The 19,560-nt window shown below is 63.3% G+C and carries 15 protein-coding genes and 1 pseudogene; 5 read left to right on the forward strand and 11 right to left on the reverse strand.

What is annotated here, in order from left to right; genetic code table 11:
- Positions 1 to 376: 376 nt before the first annotated feature.
- The gene (locus QQS38_RS04590) at positions 377 to 1,603 is read right to left on the reverse strand and encodes a diguanylate cyclase domain-containing protein (protein ID WP_479644193.1); all 1,227 of its coding nucleotides are present in this window, start codon (positions 1,601 to 1,603) and stop codon (positions 377 to 379) included.
- Between the two features lie 76 nt (positions 1,604 to 1,679).
- The gene (locus tag QQS38_RS04595) at positions 1,680 to 2,870 is read right to left on the reverse strand and encodes a GGDEF domain-containing protein (RefSeq protein WP_479644194.1); all 1,191 of its coding nucleotides are present in this window, start codon (positions 2,868 to 2,870) and stop codon (positions 1,680 to 1,682) included.
- A gap of 317 nt (positions 2,871 to 3,187) precedes the next feature.
- Here QQS38_RS04595 and QQS38_RS04600 point away from each other — a divergent pair, with 317 nt between their 5' ends.
- Entirely contained in the window at positions 3,188 to 4,300 is a 1,113-nt protein-coding gene (locus tag QQS38_RS04600) for an ABC transporter substrate-binding protein (protein WP_479644195.1), read from the forward strand.
- Between the two features lie 16 nt (positions 4,301 to 4,316).
- Here the strand turns inward: QQS38_RS04600 and QQS38_RS04605 are convergent, their stop codons facing one another.
- Entirely contained in the window at positions 4,317 to 5,096 is a 780-nt protein-coding gene (locus tag QQS38_RS04605) for an NAD(P)H-dependent oxidoreductase (RefSeq protein ID WP_479644196.1), read from the reverse strand.
- 71 nt (positions 5,097 to 5,167) lie between these two features.
- Between QQS38_RS04605 and QQS38_RS04610 the strand changes: the two genes are divergently transcribed.
- Entirely contained in the window at positions 5,168 to 6,082 is a 915-nt protein-coding gene (locus tag QQS38_RS04610; protein WP_479644530.1) for a LysR family transcriptional regulator, read from the forward strand.
- Between the two features lie 196 nt (positions 6,083 to 6,278).
- On the opposite strand, the gene QQS38_RS04615 is transcribed toward QQS38_RS04610, so the two are convergent.
- Positions 6,279 to 7,514, reverse strand: a complete 1,236-nt coding sequence (locus QQS38_RS04615; protein WP_479644197.1) for an MFS transporter — start codon at positions 7,512 to 7,514, stop codon at positions 6,279 to 6,281.
- Between the two features lie 103 nt (positions 7,515 to 7,617).
- Here QQS38_RS04615 and QQS38_RS04620 point away from each other — a divergent pair, with 103 nt between their 5' ends.
- Complete coding sequence (locus QQS38_RS04620) at positions 7,618 to 8,595, forward strand: LysR family transcriptional regulator (RefSeq protein WP_479644198.1); 978 nt, start codon at positions 7,618 to 7,620, stop codon at positions 8,593 to 8,595.
- 28 nt (positions 8,596 to 8,623) lie between these two features.
- Here QQS38_RS04620 and QQS38_RS04625 read toward each other — a convergent pair whose 3' ends face one another.
- The 6 genes from QQS38_RS04625 to QQS38_RS04650 form a co-directional block, all read right to left on the reverse strand.
- Complete coding sequence (locus tag QQS38_RS04625; protein ID WP_479644199.1) at positions 8,624 to 9,811, reverse strand: acetyl-CoA C-acyltransferase family protein; 1,188 nt, start codon at positions 9,809 to 9,811, stop codon at positions 8,624 to 8,626.
- An 80-nt stretch (positions 9,812 to 9,891) separates the two neighbouring features.
- Complete coding sequence (locus QQS38_RS04630; protein ID WP_479644200.1) at positions 9,892 to 11,679, reverse strand: acyl-CoA dehydrogenase; 1,788 nt, start codon at positions 11,677 to 11,679, stop codon at positions 9,892 to 9,894.
- 224 nt (positions 11,680 to 11,903) lie between these two features.
- Entirely contained in the window at positions 11,904 to 12,959 is a 1,056-nt protein-coding gene (locus tag QQS38_RS04635) for an AraC family transcriptional regulator (RefSeq protein WP_479644201.1), read from the reverse strand.
- A 36-nt stretch (positions 12,960 to 12,995) separates the two neighbouring features.
- Positions 12,996 to 13,820, reverse strand: coding sequence for a GNAT family N-acetyltransferase (locus tag QQS38_RS04640; RefSeq protein ID WP_479644202.1), 825 nt, complete (start codon positions 13,818 to 13,820; stop codon positions 12,996 to 12,998).
- Between the two features lie 90 nt (positions 13,821 to 13,910).
- Positions 13,911 to 15,077, reverse strand: a complete 1,167-nt coding sequence (ampC, locus tag QQS38_RS04645; RefSeq protein ID WP_479644203.1) for a class C beta-lactamase — start codon at positions 15,075 to 15,077, stop codon at positions 13,911 to 13,913.
- A 198-nt stretch (positions 15,078 to 15,275) separates the two neighbouring features.
- Positions 15,276 to 16,166, reverse strand: a complete 891-nt coding sequence (locus QQS38_RS04650; protein WP_479644204.1) for a LysR family transcriptional regulator — start codon at positions 16,164 to 16,166, stop codon at positions 15,276 to 15,278.
- A 116-nt stretch (positions 16,167 to 16,282) separates the two neighbouring features.
- On the opposite strand from QQS38_RS04650, the gene QQS38_RS04655 reads away from it, so the two are divergent.
- Positions 16,283 to 17,158 carry an aldo/keto reductase family oxidoreductase gene (locus QQS38_RS04655; RefSeq protein ID WP_479644205.1) on the forward strand — a complete coding sequence of 292 codons (876 nt, stop codon included), beginning with the start codon at positions 16,283 to 16,285 and terminating at the stop codon, positions 17,156 to 17,158.
- Positions 17,159 to 17,207: 49 nt separating this feature from the next.
- On the opposite strand, the pseudogene QQS38_RS04660 reads toward QQS38_RS04655, so the two are convergent.
- Positions 17,208 to 17,909 (reverse strand): annotated as a pseudogene (locus QQS38_RS04660) (GNAT family N-acetyltransferase); the annotation flags it as partial.
- 143 nt (positions 17,910 to 18,052) lie between these two features.
- Between QQS38_RS04660 and pdxR the strand changes: the two are divergent.
- Complete coding sequence (gene pdxR / locus QQS38_RS04665; protein ID WP_479644206.1) at positions 18,053 to 19,546, forward strand: MocR-like pyridoxine biosynthesis transcription factor PdxR; 1,494 nt, start codon at positions 18,053 to 18,055, stop codon at positions 19,544 to 19,546.
- The last annotated feature ends 14 nt before the right edge of the window (positions 19,547 to 19,560 follow it).

Consider the following 19,560-nt stretch of genomic DNA (forward strand, 5'->3'; position numbering starts at 1 on the left):
CGAGCAACGCGTATCACCGAGCAACACGCATCACCGAGCAACACGCATCACCGAGCAACACGTATCACCGAGCAACACGTATCACCGAGCAGCACGCATCACCGAGCAGCACGCATCACCGAGCAGCACGCATCACCGAGCAGCATGTATCACCGAGCAGTACGCATCACTAGCAGCATCGAGTACCTGATGGGTAGCACCGTAGTTTGCAATACTTGAAGTACCACCTCGGATAGCAGCACCTAGCAGTTGCAGCACCCTGGAAGTAGAAGCACCCTGGCAGTAGACTCACCTCACCTCGAAGTTGCAGTAGACGGGCCCTACCTCTTCCCTGGGTGGGGCCCATAGTTTTTGCGCGTGGCTTGCCTCGAGGCGCTCAGTCGTACTTGCGCGCAAACATGGCGTATTCGCTCTCGTTCTTCGTGGCAGACGCAAAGCGAAACGTCGACGATCGTTCGCCCTTGGCGGCGTACATCGCCGCATCTGCTGCGTCGATCAGTTGCCGCAAGTGCTTCACCCGGTCGGGAAACGTCGCGATTCCGATGCTCAGGCCGATGTCGAACCGGCCAGCATATTCGGCTTGCGCCACCGCGTGAACTTGCTCGATCAAGCGGCGCGCAAGCTGCCGAAGATCATCGTCGCCGGCGTGATGCGTAACGAGTGCGACGAATTCGTCGCCGCCCACTCGCGCCAACGTATCCTCGCGCCGCATCACCGCCGACAGCCACTGCGCAAGTCGCCGCAAAAACGCGTCGCCGGCGCTATGCCCGAGCACGCCGTTGACTCTCTTGAAACCATCGATATCGAGAAACAGCAACGCCACGCGCAGCGCGCCGCTATCGGGCCTTGAAGCCAGCGCATCGATTTGAGCGAGCACTCGCCGGCGATTGGGCAAGCCTGTGAGCGGATCGCACCCCGCCTCCCGGTCCATCGCCTGCGAGTACGCGCTGATGTTGGCAAATGCGCGCTGCTCGATGATCAACGCATAGACCAGAAGCCCGCCGACGAAGACCGCGAACACCCCCAGGGCCGCGGCGCAAAACAGCAATCGGCCGCGCGCGTCGTCGGCAACGCGGCGCCGGCGCGCTTCCCAGCGCCCGCGCAACTGGTCGAACTCAGCGCGCAGCTTGTCCATTTCTCGCTTGCCCTGCCCGAGGTTCACGAGCGCGATGGCTGCGCTTCGGTCGCCGCCGCGCGCAAGCTCGATCGTTCGCGCCAGCTCGCCCAACTTGCTTTCGCGCAGGGGGTCGATGCGCCTCAGGATCTCGAGCGAAGGCGCATCGGTCGCCACGAGTTGGCGCAACCGTTGCATCGCATCGCCGACGTCGCGAACACCATGGTCATAAGGCTGCAAGTATGCCGCGGAGCCGACGAGCAAATACCCGCGCTGGCCCGATTCGGCGTCTTGCAAATCGTCGAGCGCACGGTTTGCAACGTCGAGGACTGCAAAGGCCTCTTGCTCCCCGGCGCCATCGCGAACAATGATGCGCGCTTCCCACACGAAGGCAGCAGCCGCGAGCAGCAAGCCCGCGACGAGCACGACATACAACAGGACGAAACGGTTGCGATCGCGACGGGCCGATCGAAAGAGCCTCGCAGGCAAAGCGTTCTCCGCAAAAAGACGTTTGGCTCGGAAGACTTAAGCATAGTCGAGCATCACCGCCGCGCACGAACCGCAGTCAGTTCGCTTGGGCGATCCGCTCGCCGGGTTCGTCGTCCGCCGAAGCCAAGACGACGCAATCGCGCCCTAAGGCCTTGGCCGCGTACAGGGCCGCATCGGCCCGCGCCATGACGTTTGCGAGGGTATCGCGCGGGCCGAATTCGTCAATTCCGGCGCTGAACGTATTGAGCGTGTGCTCGCAAGGCGCAGCGGCGATAGCTGCGCGTAAGCCATTCGTCAGTTGCCATGCTTCGTCTTTGCGCGTCCCAAGAAAAAGGATGGCGAACTCCTCGCCGCCCAGCCGACCGAACAAGTCCCCCCGACGCACCGAGCGCGACACCACCGTCGCGAAGTGCGACAGTGCGCGGTCGCCGGCCGCATGACCATAGCGATCGTTGACGCTCTTGAAATGGTCGATATCTAGTATCGCCAGTGCAAGCGGCTTGCCTCTCGCGTTCGCAGCGGCAACGGCCGCCTCGGCCTTCTCGATGAACGCCCGCCGGATCAGAGCGCCGGTCAGTTCGTCCACCGTCGCCAAGCGTTCCATCCGCTCGGTCAATCGATCATGAGCCAGCATCACCATGGCAATCGACATGAACGGGAAGCTCAAGATGCCGAGCCCCAGAAAGCCGACGTTCAGCGGCGAAGGCTCGAGAAACGCCGTTTGATGAGCGAGCCCGAAGCCGTAGGTGATCGATCGAGCCACATGCAGCATTGCTCCGGCGAGCGCGGCGATACCCAGAAAGTAGTAGTTGTATCGCGGGCGGTGCGGCGGGCGATACCGCAAAGCGGTCCACCCGATCGCGATACGCACATAAGCGAAGTAGGCGGAACTCACGGCAACGCGAGCATCCAAATTCGGCCTAAAGCACGTTAGATAAACCAATGCGACCAATGCGGCTGCGGCGACCGCATACTCGAAGACACACGCCGGCTGCCGTCCGAAGAACTCGCGAGTGCCTTGAAGGATGATCAAACTGCCCGCGACGAAAATCGGGTACGCAACGATTGCGCCGAGCGGCGCCGGCACACGTGGCTCGACGAGCACAACCGCGACGCCGACGGCGAAAAGAGCGTAGGAGGCGCACCACCGCGGCACGCCGCGCAAATGCGCGCGCAACAGCGAGGCGAGTACCGCCGCGCTCATCACGCAAGACATCAGCGCGATGCCGAGGAGGGCAACGGTACTGGGCATGAGTGGGTGAATCACTAGAATTGATCGATGGCGTGGTGCAGGCGACCATGGCGCGCACCCGCACGGCCCCCTCCCCGAATGCGCGTAATCGTATCGCACTCTAGGGTCGGACTGAATAAGTGTTGCGTGCCGGCACATCATCACGGGAACGCCAGTGTTCAGCCAACGGACTTAACAGTCCGGCCAAACTGTTTGCGACTGTGCATGTCGTCGCACTCCCTTTACCGCAACAATCGCGACTGCTTCGGCGCCGGTGCAAGGCCTTTCGCCTTTCGCCTGTCCCGGCTCGATCTCGTCTACCGCCCTACCGGCACTCAAAGGAGCCATTGCCGATGGACACCTCGCAGTCGCGAATGCAAGCCCCAATCCCCTTCGGCCCTGCCGTCAAAATCGGAGCGCTCGTCCCCTTGAGCCGCCCCGGCTGGGTCGACGCGGGCCGACACCTGCTCACAGGCTTGGAGCTGGCGGTTGGCGAAGCCAACGAAAATGGCGGCGTTCTCGGAAGGCCGCTCGAGCTGATCGTCCGGGACACCGCCGCGACCCCGCCAAAAGCCATCGCCGCCGTGGATGAGATGGCGCACCTAGGCGTGGTTGCGCTGGCGGGTGAATATCACAGCGTCGTCGCGCGCGCCGTATCGGCCCGGGCCGATACGATCGGCATTCCATTTCTGTGCTCGTCTGCAGTTCTCGATGCATTGACCGACCAACCATCGGACTGGGTCGCGCGGCTCTGCCCCGTGCAGTCCCACGGCTGGCGAATCTATGCCGACTTTCTGTTGAATACCGGCCATCGCCGCATCGCGGCCGTCGCCGAGCCGAGCCTGTATTGGACATCGGGCATGCGCATCCTACGGGAGCGATTCGCCGAGCAAGACGGCGCCGTTGTCGAACTCGACGCGAGCACGCTTTCACCGGCGGCCGTGTGCGACGGCGTGGCCGGGAATGAGGCAACGGCGCTTCTGCTATTGACCGGCCATCCCGAACCTGCGGTGTCGCTCGTCAAAAGCGTTCGTCGCGATCGGCGGCTCGCGGCGCTACTCATCGGCGCGCCGGCCGGACAGCCCGAGTTTTCCGAGTGGACGGCATTGCTGGGAAACGACGGCCTCGGAATTCCGTTCCTGCGCTATCGTCCGGAGCGCCTCAACGCGCTCGGCGTTCGCGTTGAAGCGGCGCTGCGTCGGCGCCTGGGCGAACCACCGTCGTTCGTCGCGCTCGAGGGCTACGACACGGGCGCCGTCCTCATCGAAGCGCTGCGATCCCACGGGATCGATCGGGCGCTCGGCCCAGGCTCATGGTCTAGCGTCGTGGTGGAGGGAACGCGCGGGACCATCGCGTTTTCCCGCGCGCCGCAGATGCGCGTGTGGCAGTGGGCATGGCCGCCGGTGGAAGTCGTCGATCGCGATCCACAGCAACCCGACCGCCTTCGGTTACTCCACCGCGGCTAAGACGCGAGCGAGTCCCTCACCGGCCGATATGCGCGCCGAAGCCTGCCTGCCCAGGCGCAATATCCTCTTTCAGCGTGCATTCGGGAATGTCGTAGTCGCCGCCATTCTGCCGCCGATAGGGGATCGGGCGCGTACTCCAAAGCTCGTCGAGCCGCCGCCCCAATGCATCGCAGGTTTGCGCAAACCTCGCCTCGTCCATCTTGCTCGTTCGATAGACGACGAACGGCGGCAGCACATCGAAGCCCGGATAGAACAGCACGCCGTGATTGATCGGAAACAACACGTCGTCGATCGGGCCGTTGATCCCGCGCGCGCTGTAGTGGGGCTCCCACCCTCCGGCCGACACCACGAGCATGGCGCGCTTGCCGGCCAAGGATCCCTCGCCGTAACGATCGCCCCATCGATGGTCGGAGTGTTCCCCCACGCCGTACGCGAAACCGTATGCGTACACCCGCTCGACCCATCCCTTCATGATCGCCGGCATCGAAAACCACCACAGCGGAAATTGAAAGATGACCGCATCGGCCCATTTGAGCTTCGCCTGCTCACAGGCAATGTCTTCGCTCTGCGTGCCGCTCTCGAACGCCTGCTTGGACTCCTTCGAGGGATGAAACACGGCCCCGGGCACGTGCTCGGTGCTGTCGCCGGCGTCGAGCACCGCCTTCCACTTCATTTCGTACAGATCGGACACGCGCACCGTATGACCCGCGTCTTCCAATCGCTTCACCGCAAATGCCTTCAGCGCTCCGTTGAAAGACCTGGGCTCGGGATGCGCGTAGACGATTAGAACGTTCATCGCCCTACCTCCTAAATTATCGAAGGCCCAGGCTACGACGCCGCAAGGTATATTAGAAATGAATTCCTAAAATTACAGCTATTGCCGTGGATAATACACTTCGACGCCTCGATCTGAACTTGCTCGTCACCCTTGACGCCTTGCTTAGGGAGTTGAACGTAACGCGGGCCGCTCAGCGCCTGCATTATTCGCAACCTTCGGTCAGCGTCCAGTTGGCCAAGCTGCGAGATGTATTCGACGATCCGCTGCTCTTACCCGGTCCGCGCGGCATGCGTCCGACGCAACGCGCCGAGGAACTGCGCGAGCCTTTGCGCGAAGCGCTCGATGCGCTGGAGCGGGCGGTGGCGCCCGCCCGGCCTTTCGATCCATTGCAAGCCAACCATACCTGGAAGCTCGCCGCGACCGACTACGCGGAATCGACCATCGTGCTACCGGCCCTGCACGGATTGCGTACCAGCGCCCCCGGCTCGCGCCTGGCCGTGGTGGAAATGGCGCCGCCGCGTTTCGAAAAGCAAGCTGAACAAGGCGACATCGACATCGCTTTTCATACGACGATGGGGGTGCCGGAAGGGTTGCGCCGTCGCATGTTGTTCGCGGAGCGTTATGTGTTGATCGGCCGCGCCGGTCACCCGCGCTTGAAACGGCGTCCGACTCTGGCGCAGTTCTGCAAGCTCGAACATGTGATCGTGTCGCCGGACGGCGGCGGGTTTCGTGGCGTCACCGATGAAGCGCTCGGCGAAGCCGGGCTCACACGGCGGGTAGCGCTTTCGGTTCCGCACTTTCTGTTTCTCATCGCCGCCGTGGCGCAGACCGATCTCGTCGCGATGGCGCCACATCGCCTCGTGCGAGACAACGCGGCGCTCACCGTGGTCGAAGCCCCCGTGAGCGTGCCCGGCTACGAGATGTGCATGCTCTGGCACGAACGCGCGCATCGCGATCCGGCGCATCAGTGGCTGCGGGATCATATCGCCGCGTCGGTTCGATAGCCGCTCAGCGGCTGGGATGCTTGCGGCTTGGACGGGTTTTTGGGTGCCAGACGCGATGTCGGCCGCAGTTGCGGTCAAACAGGCCAGATCCCAAGGACCAGCTTCGTCGACACATGGTCCATCTCGGATCTGCTCTAGTGGGCGGCTCGCCAAGCGGCGACGACATCGTGCTTTGCGCGTCCCTATCCTCCCACCCTCAGCGCGGCCACATCCGCACGGCGAGCGCACCGAGCGACGACACCACGGCGAGCGCGATTACGCCGGCCCAGCCCCATTGCGCCAACGCCAAGCTGCCGATACCCGCGCCCGCCGCCATACCGATGAACATCCCGACGAACAACACCGCATTCAACCGGCTACGCGAGGCAGGGTCGATGCCATAGACGATCGTTTGATGCGCGATCAACGTGGCTTGGACGCCAAGATCGAAACCAACCGTCGCGAGCGCAAGCAACACCAACTGCGTATGAGGCGCCATCGTCAAACCCAAAGCCATCGCCGCGAACGAAAGCGTTGCGATCGCGATGCCGAGCCGCGTCACCAACTCCGGCCCGCGGCGGTCTGCCAAGCGCCCGGCAATGGGCGCGGCCAGTGCGCCGGCCGCACCGGCAAGGCCAAATGCGCCCGCCGCCGCACTGCCCAGATGAAACGGAGCGCCGTGCAACATGACGGCCAACGTCGACCAGAACGCGCTGAAACCCAATGAAAGCAGGCCTTGCGCGAATGCGGCGCGGCGCAACGCGCGGTGATGCCACCAAAGATGCGTGAGCGAGCCGATCAGCGCGCGATACGGCAAATGCGTCGTCGGCTTGAACGACGGTAATCCGCGCCAAACAGCCACACCGATCGCGGCCACGCTCGCCGCGGCTGCGAAGAACATCGCCCGCCAGCTCGCATGTTCGGCGACGAAACCGCTGACCACGCGCGACAGCAAGATCCCGAGCAATAACCCCGTCATCACCGTCCCGACGATCTTGCCGCGGCTCGCGTCGGGTGCGAGCGTGGCCGCTGCGGGGACGATGTCCTGCACCATCGTCGCGGATAAGCCGATCGCGAAACTGGCGGCCAACAAGTACCCAATCGAGGGCGATATCGCGGCAAGCAACAAAGCGCCGACGAGCGCGGTCGCCTTGACGAGAATCACGCGGCGTCGATCATACCGATCGCCGAGCGGCGCAAGCAGCAAGATGCCGAGCGCATAGCCAAGCTGTGTCAGCATCGGCACCATCCCAACGGCGCGTGCCGACGCGCCGATATGGGTTTCCAGAATGCCGAGCATCGGCTGGCTGTAGTAAAGCGGTGCAACGCCAAGACCGGCCGCGGCCGCGAGCAGCAACACGAGGCGAGGCCTCAGCGCCACCGCCGCGGCGGGTTCGTGCGCGGTTGGCGACAACGCCGAGGGCGCTGCATGGAGCGTCTGTGAAGTGGACATCGTCAGGTCCTTATTCGTGTGTCGAAGGAATGGACGCGAGTGTGACGGTCCTGTCCCAGTCTCGGTAGTACCGCAGGGCGCAAATTTGTTATACGCTGCACGCATGACCACAAAACCCCGGCATTTCGCCACGCCAAGCCCCCGTTCCCGTGCGCCGGAGAATTTCTCCGAAGGCGCGAGCCAGCGTTTCGAGCTCATGGAAACGTTCGTGCGTATAGTCGAGGCCGGCAATTTGTCGGCCGCCGCAGCCCAACTGCGAACGACGCAACCCACGATAAGCCGCCGCCTGCAAGCGCTCGAGCGCTCGCTCGGCGTGAGGTTGCTGCAGCGCTCGACGCATACGATGCGGCTGACGGTCGACGGAGAACGGTGCTTCAAGCGCGCCAAAGAGTTGCTCGCGAGCTGGGCATCGTTCGAGGCGGACGTGCGCGGGGCGCAGGAGGAGCCCGAGGGCCTGCTTCGGGTTGCGGTGCCCCATGCGTTCGGGCAACACAGATTGGTCGAACCGCTCGCGACGTATTTGAACGATCACCCGCGCGTCTCGGTCGAGTGGTTGCTGCGAGACGATGTGCGAGATTTCATCGCCAACGGCATCGATTGCGCGATCCAAGTGGGCGAACCCAACGATCCCGCCGTGGTGGCGATCCGGCTCTCGAACGTCGCCAGAATCGTGGCCGCTTCGCCGTCGTTGCTCGAGAACGGTCGCGTGCCCACGGAGCCCGAACAACTCATGTCCCTGCCGTGGCTCGCGTTGCGCACGTACTACCGAACCGAGCTGACACTGACGCACGAAGAGACGGGCGAGAGGCGCCGCATCACGATCAGTCCACGCATGAGCACCGACAACCTGTACGCGCTACGCAACGCGGCACTGCTCGGCATTGGGGCATGCGCGAGTTCGGCATGGCTGCTCGCCGACGATCTAGCCGAGCAGCGCCTCGTCCATCTCGCGCCGAAATGGCACGCCGCGGCGCTGCCCGTCTACATCATCTACCCGCACGCGCAGTTCTATCCATCGCGTTTGCTGCGGTTCGTCGCCCTGATGCGCGAGGCCGTTCCGCTTGCGATAAGCCCCGCATAGGGGGGCCTCACGTGCGCGGCCCCTTTTTCTACTGCAGGTTCTCGAAGATAGCGGCAATGCCTTGGCCGCCGCCAATGCACATCGTCACCAGGGCATAACGGCCGCCGATGCGCTGCAGTTCGTCGATCGCCTTCACGGTGATCAAAGCCCCCGTTGCGCCGATCGGATGCCCGAGCGAAATGCCCGAGCCGTTCGGATTGACCTTGGCCGGATCGAACCCCAGCTCTCGCGTGACCGCGCACGCCTGCGCGGCGAACGCTTCGTTGGCTTCGACCACGTCGATATCGCCCACCGCCAGGCCGGCTCGCTGCAATGCAAGCCGCGTCGCCGGCACGGGGCCGATGCCCATGTGCAACGGATCGACGCCGGCATGTGCGTAGGCGAGCAGGCGCGCCATCGGCTTGGCCCCATGCCGCTCGGCCGCCTCGCGCGACATCAGCAAAACGGCCGCGGCGGCATCGTTGATGCCCGAGGCGTTGCCCGCCGTGACCGTGCCGTTCTCGCGGTCGAAAACCGGCTTCAGTTGCGAGAAGTCCTCCAGCGTCGCACCGAGACGCAAGTGCTCGTCCGTGTTGAAGACGACATCCTTTCCCTTGACGCGGCGCGTGATCGGCACGATCTGGCGCTCGAACCGGCCTTCGGCAATCGCACGTTCGGCGCGCCGATGCGATTCCAGCGCAAGCGCGTCTTGGTCGGCGCGCGAGATCCCGAATTTGCGCGCGACGTTTTCCGCGGTCACCCCCATCGGCACGCCGTGGAATGGGTCGTTCAGCGCGCCCAGCATCATATCGACCATTCGCATGTCGCCCATGCGCGCGCCGAAGCGTGCATCGCTCGCGATATACGGCGCACGGCTCATGTTCTCGGCGCCGCCGCCGATCGCGATTCCGGCGTCGCCCAGCAGAATCGTCTGCGCGGCGGACACGATCGCTTGCAGACCGGAGCCGCACAAGCGATTGACGTTGAACGCCGGCGTGGTTTCCGGGATCCCCGCGTTGATGGCGGCAACGCGCGAAAGATAAAAGTCCTTCGGCTCGGTCGGGATGACGTTGCCGAACACGACGTGCTCGACGTGCGCGGCATCGAGGTGCGCTCGCGCCAGCGTTTCGCGCACGACGATCGTCGCGAGCTCGGTCGGGGGCACGTCCTTGAGACTGCCGCCGAATTTCCCGATGGCGGTGCGTACGCCGCCGACAACGACCACTTCCTTGTTCATACGTTCTCCTAAATATCTCGTCTCGCTTGAACGCTGGCCGGCCTCGTGCGCCGCCAGGCAACTGCGCTTCTTCGTCGCGGTTAGAACTGTTCGGCGGTCAAACCGATCCCGTCGCCTACCTGCGCGCTGACGATCGAGGTTTCGAGCGCCGCTGCGTGCGGCAGCAGATGCGTGGCGAAGAACGCCGCAGTGGCGACCTTGGCGCCGTAAAACGAAGGATCCGCGTCGTGTTTGTCCTGCGCAACCAGCGCCGCTCTCGCCATTTGCCACCCGGACAAGACGAGCCCGGCCAATTTCAGGTAAGGCACGCTGCCCGCGAAGACGGCATTCGGGTTGCGTTTTCCGTGTTCGACGACGAAAGCCACGACGCGAGCCAAGGCATCCCGGCCGGCTTCAAGATGCGTCGCGATCGTGCGCAACGGCTGCGCGGCATGCGCTTGCAACGCTTCGATCGTCGTGTCGATTTCGCGCAGCAGGCCCTGAGCCACCGCGCCGCCATCGCGCAGCGTCTTGCGGCCCACGAGATCGTTCGCTTGAATTGCAGTCGTGCCTTCGTAGATCGGCAGAATGCGCGCATCGCGATAGTATTGGGCCGCGCCCGTCTCCTCGATGAATCCCATTCCGCCGTGCACTTGCACGCCCAGGCTCGTCACTTCCAGCGACATCTCGGTGCTCCATCCTTTGACGATGGGCACGAGGTATTCGTAAACCGCCAGGTGTTTGGCCCGCGCCTCTTCACTCACGCCGTGATGCGCGATATCGCTGTGCCCCGCCGCCACGTAGGCGAGAGCGCGCGCGCCTTCCGTCAAGGCGCGCATCGTCGCGAGCATGCGCCGCACGTCGGGGTGATGAATGATCGTCACCGCTTGCTTGGCCGAACCGTCGACGGGACGGCTTTGCACTCGCTCTTTGGCGTAGGCGACGGCCTTTTGATAAGCGCGATCGGCAACCGCGACCCCTTGCATCCCCACCGCGAAGCGCGCCGCGTTCATCATGATGAACATGTATTCGAGCCCGCGATTCTCTTCGCCGATCAGGTATCCGACCGCCCCGCCGTGATCGCCGAACTGCAACACGGCCGTCGGGCTCGCCTTGATGCCGAGCTTGTGCTCGATCGATACGCAATGGACATCGTTACGATCGCCGAGCGCGCCGTCTTGATCGATCAAGAACTTCGGCACGATGAACAGCGAGATGCCCTTCACGCCTTCCGGTGCATTCGGCGTGCGCGCCAATACGAGATGGACGATGTTCTCGGCCATGTCGTGTTCGCCCCAAGTGATGAAAATCTTGGTCCCGAACAGGCGGTAGGCGCCGTCGCTCTGCGGCTCGGCGCGCGTGCGCACGAGCGCCAGGTCCGAGCCCGCCTGCGGCTCGGTCAAGTTCATGGTGCCCGTCCACTCGCCCGACAGCAGCTTGGGCACATACAGTTGCTTCTGCGCTTCGCTGCCGGCCGTCAGCAGCGCTTCGATGGCGCCATCGGTCAGCAATGGGCACAACGCGAAGGACAGATTCGACGCATTGAGCATTTCGATGCAAGGCGTCGCGATCAGTTTCGGCAGCCCCTGCCCGTCGTATTCGATCGGGTGCTGGACGCCCTGCCAGCCGCCGTCGGCGAACTGCCGGAAAGCCGCCTTGAAACCGGGGGTGGCCGTCACGACACCGTCCTTCCAAGTGCTGGGGTTGCGATCGCCCTCGACGTTCAGCGGGGCCAGCACCTCACCGCATAGCTTGGCCGATTCTTCGAGCACCGCTTGCGCGGTATCGATCCCGGCTTCCTCGAAGCCGGGCAGTTCTGCGATCTTGGCGATATCGGCCAATTCTTCCAAAACGAACAGCATGTCCTTGATCGGGGCGGCGTAGCTCATTACGGACTGTCCAAATGAAGAGAGGGAACGTTCAGGTTGGCGGACATGACAATTGCGGCCAGCCTGAAATGGCAATTCTCCGATCGTACCGGCAAACGGGCGTCATGGACTGGCTAAACCGGACCGGGTACTGACATATCTTGCCACCATTTCGATTACCGGCACGTGGACGCGCAGGGCGGCGGCCCTGCGGTGCAGCAAGCGCGGATCGACGGGGAGCCGCGCTAAGCGCGGCGCCGATAGGTGCCGGGCGTGCTGCCGGTCCAGTGGCGGAACGCGCGGTGAAATGCGCTGGGATCGTCAAAGCCGATGTCGCCCGCGATTTGGGTGATCGTCTCGTCCGTTTCCGTCAACCGCGCAATGGCGACGTCGCGCCGCAATTCGTCCTTCAACGCTTGAAACGTCGTATCTTCGGCGGCCAAGCGACGGCATAGCGTGCGCACCGAGCAATTCAGGTTGGCTGCCGCTTGTTCGATCGTCGACAGATCGGGCAAGCGAGCCGCCAAATATTGGCGCACCCGGTGACTGACCAACTGCTCGCTGAACGAACCGAAAATCCAATCCCCCGGGGCGCGCGCGAGAAAGCGGCGCAAGTTGCGCTTGCTCTGCCGAATCGGCAAATCGAGGTAGGCGGCGCTAAAGCGCATCAACGTGGCCTGGCGATCGAAGCTCACGGGGCCGGAAAAGAAATAACGATGATCGAGGGCGTGCGCCGGGCGCGCGCAAGCGAGGTCGACTTGCAGCAGAGGAATATGCTGGCCGATGAGCCAAGAGGCCACGCCATGTGCGAGCTTGAGCATCAGCTCATGCCCAAGCGGCCGGATGCGTTCGAACGCCGGATTCGGCGCCAAGGTCAACTGCGCGATAGGCCCATCGCGCCGCGACGCGATACGGAAATCGTCCAGAACGATATGAAAAAACTGCGAGAAGCGATGCAGCGCCGTTTCGAGGTTGCGCGCGTCGAGCAGGCTCAGGCATAGGAATTTGAGCGTTCCGCTGCGCAGCGGCCGGCTGAAGAAACCGGGCATCTCGTCGTCGAGCGCAATCGCCAGTGCTTGGTACAGCGTCGAAAACTGCTCTTCCGTCACGCGCGCACCGGGCTCGGTCAGCAACTGTTCCGCGATGCCGGCCCGCTCCAGATAGCGGCGAATCGTATCGGGGCGTGCGTCGGCGCCGGCGAGGAAAGCCTTCACCAAGGAGATGGGAACGGTGGCGCTCGGCGGTTCGGGCACGGCATCCAAGGACGGCACGCCCGAACCGCCGCTGACGGGCGAATACATAGGCAACTCCAATGCGAGCGCCAGCAGTATAACGAGCTACGTTTCGCTGTGAGCGGGCACGCTCGCGGGCATGTGGCACAAGCTGCCGATGCGGGCCTCCCGTGCGAAGCCAAGCGCTTCGTAGATGCGCAACGCGTGGTACGACTCGTCGGCAACGATCACGAGCCGATCGCGCATGCCCGCCGCGCGTTGGGCGACTTCCGTCAAGAGCGTTCGGCAGACGCCTTTATTGCGCTGGTCCGCGCGCGTGACGATCGACTGAAAGCGGCCGATGCGCCCGAAGAAGAACAACCCCAAGCTTCCTACGAGCTCGCCGCCGATGAATGCGCCCCACCAATTGCCCAACTGCTTGTCGATCAGCCGGCGATAAGCGGTGCGCTGATATTGGACGCACCGGCGCGACGTCTCGCTTGCCGGATCGGGCATCTCCGCGAGCGAAATGCGCGCCCAATCATCCCAGTCGCGATCGGACTCGAATAGCCGAACCTGAACTGCGGAGTTGACCGCGGCCGCGCGCAACCCTGCGCGCTCGGCGACGAGCACGCTGCAGACGGATGCCGTATAGCCGTGATCGAAGTACGCGTCGAGATCGGCGGGACCGGCGGCATCCTCCGGCCACGAGAAGCCGCAGTGTGCTACCTCTGGCGGCGCGCCGACCAACCGCACGAAATCGGCTTCCAATCGTCCGCGCTCGTCATTCGACGGCCGGTGCTCCAGCACGAGCGCGTTGCCCGCGAAATATTCGGGCGCTTCGGGGGTGCGCATGACGACATACGGCCCCTCGCGCGCCACAACGCCGATTTCCGCATGGAGCAAGAGGTCCGTCGCCAATCCTAGGTTTTGTTCTATTTTTCTCTGCATTTCAAAAAATCGACCGCTTCTTTGCCATTTACGCTCGGCGAGCATAAGACAGGCAATGATAGCGGTCCATCGTCTTTTCCGCTCTTATTCTCATTGCGCTGCAAGCGCGCTCAATATTTCATACGCCGCGCGCACACGCTCGTCGATCGGGAAGTTCTTATTCGCGAGCATGACGATCCCGATTTGCTTTTTCGGAATGAAAGCGACATAAGCGCCGAAGCCATTGGTCGAGCCCGTTTTGTTGATCCACACATCCGAAATCGGCGCCTGCGGCGGAGACAAGCGCGATACCGGCGTGGGATGAAGGATCACGGCGGCCGAGTTGCCTTCCAGCAAGGCACTGAGCGTCACGGGATAGGCGTACTGCTCCCATATCAAGTCCTGCGTCATGGGTCCGACTTGGAAGTAGCCCGTATGGGTGCGCGTGACGGCGCGCTGCAACTTGTCGTCCAGCTCGACGAGGTTCATGTTCGCTTGCATGAAGCGCAGCATGTCCGCAGCGGTCGTCTTCACGCCGTACGCTTGCGCGGACAACATCCCCGGCTTCATGCGAACGGGGGCACCTTGCTTCGTATAGCCTTGCGCATAATCGACGGTCCGGGCTGCGGGCACGTCGATATAGGTCTGCTTCATTCCCAACGCAGGGAAGAGCCGCCGCTGCATCAACGATTTGAAATCCCCGCCCATGGTCGTTGCGGTAATCGCGCCGAGTAGGCCGATCCCGAGATTCGAATAAGTGCGATATGTTCCGGCGGCATAACTCGGTCGCCAGGCTTTCAAGTAAGCGATCAAATCCGCCTCGTTCTCGATTTCATCCGGCACCTGTAACGGAACGCCGCCAGGGGTGTGCGTGCCCAAGTTGACGAGTTCGACGTCGCCGAATTTCGTGCCCGCCAACGACGGCATGTGCTTGCTCGTCGAATCGGACAGCGATAAATCGCCGCTGACCTCGGCATACGATGCCAGCGTCGCCGTCAGCGTCTTGCTGATGGAGCCCAGTTCGAACAGCGTATCGTCGGTCACGGGCCGCCGCGTGTCGATGGATACCACGCCGTAATCGAAGACGTACGACTTGCCCGCTGCGATGACGCCGACCGCCATGCCGGGAATGCGCTCTTTTTGCATCATGGGCTCGATGAGCGCATCGACGGATCGCCTGAGCTCGCTTTGCGTGCCGGCGGCCGCCAAGCCCGTCGACGGGGATAGGCTCGCCGCAAGCGTCGCGGCTGCGATGACACGCAGAACAATACCTTTCATTTCGATAGTTTTCCTAGATGATTGGGACGGAACGAGGTGACTCGGCGCGCGATCGATGCGCTTGCGAAGCCGCATGCACTGCCGGTAATAGGCTGACATGCGCAAGCGCGTCGGGAGGCAATATCCGCCAACTCGGCGGCGCTGACAAACGACGATTAGTTGAGCGAGGGTAAAGAAAATCTAGGACACGGCGCACCGTCAATGCTGCTTGATGAAGTCGATGAACGACCGTAACGGCGCAGGCACGTGCCGATGGCCTGGATAATAGAGAAAAGGACCGGGAAAGGACTGCCACCATGGCTCGAGTACGCGCTCGAGCCCGCCGCCGTCCAAGTGAGGGCGCAGCACGTCTTCGAACAGATGCACGATACCGCCGCCCCGGAGCGCAATGTCGACCGCGAGCGCAAGCGCCGCGACCGGTTTGACGAGCAACGGCCCGGGTGGATCCAACCGATACACTTCGTCGCCGCGCTCAAAATTCCACATCGCCATCGCACCGCCTGAAAATTGTCCGCGCAAGCAAGCGTGCGACAACAGCTCGCGCGGGTGCTCCGGCCGGCCATGCGCATCGAGGTAGCTCGGCGCGGCGGCCGTCGCGAATCGCTGCGTGCGCGGGCCTATCGGGATCGCGATCATGTCTTGCTCGAGCCGCTCGTCGTAGCGAATGCCTGCGTCGCATCCGATGGAAAGCAGATCGACGAAACCGTCCTCGACGATGACTTCGACCCGAATGCCGGGGTACGCCTTCATGAACGAGGCAACGATGTCGGGCAGGATGACCCAGGCGGCGCTGGCCGATACGTTCAGCCTCAGCGTGCCGGTAGGCTTGTCGCGGAACACGTTGAGCACGTCCAGCGCAGCTTCCATTTCACCGAAAAGCGGCGTGATGCGCTCGAGCAAGCGTCTTCCCGCTTCCGTCGGTGCGACGCTGCGCGTGGTCCTGTTCAGCAAGCGTAAGTCGAGCTTGGCCTCGAGGCGGCGCACGGCAGTGCTCAAGCTCGATGCCGAGACGCCGCTCGCACGGGCTGCTTCGCGAAACCCGCCCGCCCGGACGACAGACGCAAAGGCTGCAAGGTCGTTGAAATCCATGTCATCGTGCAAAATTTTGAACAACCCGTGCAACTTAAATCGGATTATCGAATGGCGCAATCACAGCAATACTGGGGCTGACGCAATCATTCATTGGATCAACCCAGGAGAGCGCGATGTTCAAGCTTGCAACCAATGACACCTTCACGCTCGGCGACCGCCGGGTCCGGCGCATGGGCTACGGCGCGATGCAATTGGCCGGCCCCGGTGTGTTCGGCCCGCCGAAGGACCGCGACGCGGCCCTCGCCGTTCTGCGCGAAGCCCTTGCCGCGGGCGTCGATCATATCGACACGAGCGACTTCTACGGGCCGCATGTCACGAATCAGCTAATCTGCGAAGCCTTGCATCCCTATCCGGAATCGCTCCTCATCGTCACCAAGATCGGCGCGATTCGCGGGCAAGACGCTTCGTGGCGGCCGGCGCAGGAGCCAGAGCAACTGCGCCAAGCCGTGCACGACAATCTGCGCAACTTGAAGCTGGAAGCGTTGGACGTCGTCAATTTACGCGTGATGGGCTCGCCCCATACGCCCACGGAAGGATCGATCGAGAGGCAGATGCACGCGCTGGCCGAGCTTGCGCAAGAAGGGCTCGTTCGGCACATCGGGCTGAGCAATGTCACCGCGAAGCAGATCGAAGAGGCGCAACGCATCGCACCTATCGTCTGTGTGCAGAATCACTACAACCTGATTCATCGAGATGACGATGCACTCGTGGATGCGCTTGCGCAGCAGGGCATCGCCTATGTGCCCTTCTTCCCACTGGGCGGATTCTCGCCGCTTCGATCCGCGCAACTGTCGCACATCGCCGAAACGATCGGCGCCACGCCGATGCAAACAGCGCTTGCATGGCTGCTGCATCGGTCGCCGAACATTTTAGTGATCCCTGGCACGTCGTCGGTCTCGCATCTGCAAGAGAATCTTGCCGCGGCGACGATCCGTCTGTCGAATGACGTCTACGCGCAACTCGATGCGATCTCGGCACTGACCGAATGAGTGGCAGGAGCCTGCCCGCGCCTGGATCACTCGATCATAGGTACCGCTGACGCACCGCACTGAGCGGCGCCCGCTGCCGCCCTTGCTCGTCGAAGTTCTCGGGGCTGAGCCATGCCTCGAATGCTGGCTTCAGCAAAGGCCATTCGCTGTCGAGGATCGAGTACCACGCCGTATCGCGGTTACGCCCCCGGTAGACCAACGCCTGCCGGAAAATTCCTTCGAACTTGAAGCCCAACCGTTCGGCCGCCGCGCGCGAAGGCGCGTTCAAGCTGTCGCACTTCCATTCGTAACGACGATAGCCGAGTTCGTCGAAGGCATATGCCATCAACAAGAATTGCGCCTCGGTCGAAATCGGCGTGCGCTTGAGCAGGCGCGAAAACGTCACCGATCCTACCTCGATGACGCCGTTGTTCGGGTCGATGCGCATCAACGCCAACGTGCCGACCGCCTTGCCCGTTCGTTTGTCGATGACGGCATAGTGTCTCGGATCGGCGCTGCGCTGCGCGGTCTCGGCATGCTGCCGGTACGCCCGAGGATCGTCGAACGGCCCGACATTGAGATAAGTCCAATCGCTCGCATCGGGCGCGGTGCGATAGGCCGCATAGAGGTCGTCGGCATGACGTTCCGCGCTCAAACGTTCGAGGCGGCAAAAAGCGCCGTCGAACGTTTCCGCCGTGGGTAACGGCCGCGGCGACCAGCCGGGCATGGGCGAGCCGATCGGCTGGCCGTATTCGTTCGTTGCAGTGGACATCGCTTTTCCCGGTTGCATATGGCAAGGAAAACTTTAGAATTCCCGTGGACTGCTTGGAAGTGCCACGCAATACCCATTCTATGGTGCCACGCGCTGTGCGCCGTCGAGCACGATCCATCCTAGCCCTTATCCTGCACCCCGCTATGTCCGCCGTCGACGAACTCGTCAGCCCCGTGACCGATTTTTTGCTCGCAATGCCGCTCGTCAGGGATCGGGGTGGCGTGTCACTGCAGAAGCAATTGCACGAGCGCATCCGCGACGCCATCTTGGACGGCCGCTTCCCCTCCGGCTGCCGCCTTCCCGGCTCACGCGCGCTGGCTGTCGCGCTCGGCATTTCGCGCAATAGCGTGACCGCAGTGTACGAGCTGCTCGGCGCGGAGGGTTTTATCGAGCCGAGCCGCCAAGGCACGCGCGTAACGGAGCTCGAACAACGAAACGGCGCGCGGCGTAACGCCCGGCGCCCGCCCGCATCGAAAGTTTCGAACCGCGCCACGCTGATTCGCGGCACACAATTGGGCGCAGCCGATACTTTGTCGTTGCGGCCCGGCGTGCCCGCATTCTCGCGTTTCCCGTTGGGCGCGTGGAAGCATTGCCTGGACCGCGCCATCCGCACGGCGGGCGCGAGCGGGCTCGGGTACGGCGATCCGCAAGGGGAGTTGGCCCTGCGCAAGGCGATCATGCGTCACCTCGCCGTCGCGCGCGGCGTGCGCTGCGCGCCGGACCAGGTGGTCATTACGGAGGGGGCGCAAGAGGCACTGTCGTTGTGCGTGCGGCTCGTGACGAATCCCGGCGATCACGCGTGGGTGGAAGAACCGGGCTATCGTGGCGCGAAATCCGCGTTCATCTGCGGCGATCTCCGAATCGTGCCGATCCGGGTCGATCAGGACGGGGTGTGCATCTCCGATCATGCATGGGAGACGCACACGCCCAGGCTGATCTATACGACGCCTTCTCACCAATACCCCACGGGCGCGGTGCTGACCGTATCGCGGCGCCTCGACCTCATCGCCAAGGCGCAAGCGCACGGCGCATGGATCATCGAAGACGACTACGACAGCGAATACCGTCACTCGGGCGAACTCATCGGTGCGATGCAAGGCCTCGTTTCGCACTCGCCGGTGCTTTACGTCGGGACCTTCAGCAAGACCTTGTTTCCGTCGCTACGGCTCGGTTTTCTCGTCATGCCCGAGGCGTTGCTCGGAAAGGCCGGCGGGTTGCTGCGAGAAACGCTGCGCGGGGGCCATCGCTACGAACAACTCGCATTGGCCGAATTCATCGAGAGCGGGCAGTTCGGCCGGCATCTCGGGCGGATGCGCCGTCTCTATCGGCGCCGGCAAGATGCGCTGCGCACGGCATTGACCGAACACTTGACCGTACCGCATACCCTTACCGGGGGCGATAGCGGCATGCACTTGACCATCAAGCTGCCCGCCGACTGCTCCGACGTACGCATCGCCGAGGCGGCGCGACAATACGACATGGCGCCGATGCCGTTGTCGCGCTTCGCCCTGAAGCCGCAAGCGCAAGACAACGGCCTCGTGCTGGGGTATGGGAATACGTCGGAGTCTTTGTTCGTTCCGCTCGTCAAACAGCTCGCGCGCCTGATTCGAGCCGACAGGCGCGACGCGAATCCTTGAGCCGCGCCTATTCG

This window comes from Trinickia sp. Z7, assembly GCF_056498045.1.